Source organism: Pseudomonas lactucae, from assembly GCF_016937615.1.
GTDB classification, from domain to species: Bacteria; Pseudomonadota; Gammaproteobacteria; order Pseudomonadales; family Pseudomonadaceae; genus Aquipseudomonas; species Aquipseudomonas lactucae.
In genome coordinates this window covers 1-1,319 of record NZ_JAFHKI010000250.1, presented here as the reverse complement: position 1 = coordinate 1,319, position 1,319 = coordinate 1, and the positions used below count along the sequence as shown (strand labels likewise).

Below are 1,319 nucleotides of genomic sequence, written 5' to 3'. Positions count from 1 at the left end.
AAGCCCCCTCCCACATTTGTTTTTGTGTTCCTTCAGTTATTAAGGAGAACTGTCTTTGTCCTCTCCCATTCCGGTAACCGTCCTCAGCGGTTTCCTCGGTGCCGGCAAGACCACCTTGCTGCGCCATCTGCTCAAGGCCGAACACGGCCTTAAAATCGCCGTGATCGAAAACGAATTCAGCGACGCCGGCATCGACACCCAGCTGTTGGGCGCAGAGCCGGTGCAGGTCATGACCCTGTCCAACGGCTGCGTGTGCTGCACCATCCACACGGACCTGACCAAGGCTCTGTACCTGTTGCTCGAACGCCTGGACAGCGGTGAAATCGCCTTCGACCGCCTGGTGATCGAATGCACCGGCCTGGCCGACCCTGCGCCAGTGGCCCAGACCTTTTTTATCGATGAAGAACTGCGCGAGCGTTACATCCTCGACGGCATTATCACCCTGGTGGACGCGGCGCACGCCGAACATCACCTGACCCAGACCATCGCCCAGGCGCAGATCGGTTTCGCCGACCGCCTGCTGGTAAGCAAGCGTGACCTGGTGGATGACGCCACCTTCGAGGCGCTCAGTGAACGCCTGACCCGCATCAACCGCCGTGCGCCGATTCGCGTGGTCGAGCACGGCAAGATTGATTTAGCCGAACTGCTCGATGTACGCGGCTTCAACCTCAACGCCGGCATGAGCCTGCGCCCGGTGAGCCAGGCACCGTCCATCGACCGCATCTCCAGTTTGGTGCTGCGTACCGAGCAGCCGCTGGATATCGACCGCCTCAGCGAGTTCATGAATGCGCTATTGGGGGACCACGGCAAGCAACTGCTGCGCTACAAGGGCGTGCTGAACATTGCCGGGGAAGACCGGCGCATGGTGTTCCAGGGCGTGTTGAAGCTCTATGGCTTCGACTGGGATACCGAATGGGCCGAAGGCGAGACGCGCGAAAGTGTGATCGTGTTTATTGCCGATGAGTTGCCCGAAGACAAGATCCGTGAAGGCTTCGAGAAGGTCTACCAACCCTGACTTGTAATGCAGTCAAGTGTGGGAGGGGGCTTGCCCCCGATGGCGGCGACTCGGTCTCGAATCAGCCCCCGCGGACCATATCCACATGCGGAATCCCGACTTCCAGGAATTCTTCACTGACAATCTCGAAGCCCAGCCGCTCATAGAACGGCGCGGCATACACCTGCGCACTCAGGAACTGCTTGGTCTGGCCACGTTGCTCGGCCACGCCAATCACCGCTTCCATCAGCTTGTCGCCGACCTTCAGCCCGCGCCAGTCCTTGAGCACCGACACGCGGCCGATTTCGCCGCTGGGCAGCAGGCG

Annotated in this window: 2 protein-coding genes; one reads left to right on the top strand and one right to left on the bottom strand. The window is 60.5% G+C overall.

From position 1 onward, the window contains the following. Positions 1-55 precede the first annotated feature (55 nt). Positions 56-1,015 carry a GTPase gene (gene yjiA, locus JWR98_RS29025; protein WP_205491882.1) on the top strand — a complete coding sequence of 320 codons (960 nt, stop codon included), beginning with the start codon at positions 56-58 and terminating at the stop codon, positions 1,013-1,015. A gap of 61 nt (positions 1,016-1,076) precedes the next feature. Here yjiA and JWR98_RS29020 read toward each other — a convergent pair. Next, the coding region (locus tag JWR98_RS29020; protein WP_205491880.1) for a GNAT family N-acetyltransferase at positions 1,077-1,319 on the bottom strand (243 nt) is incomplete at its 5' end.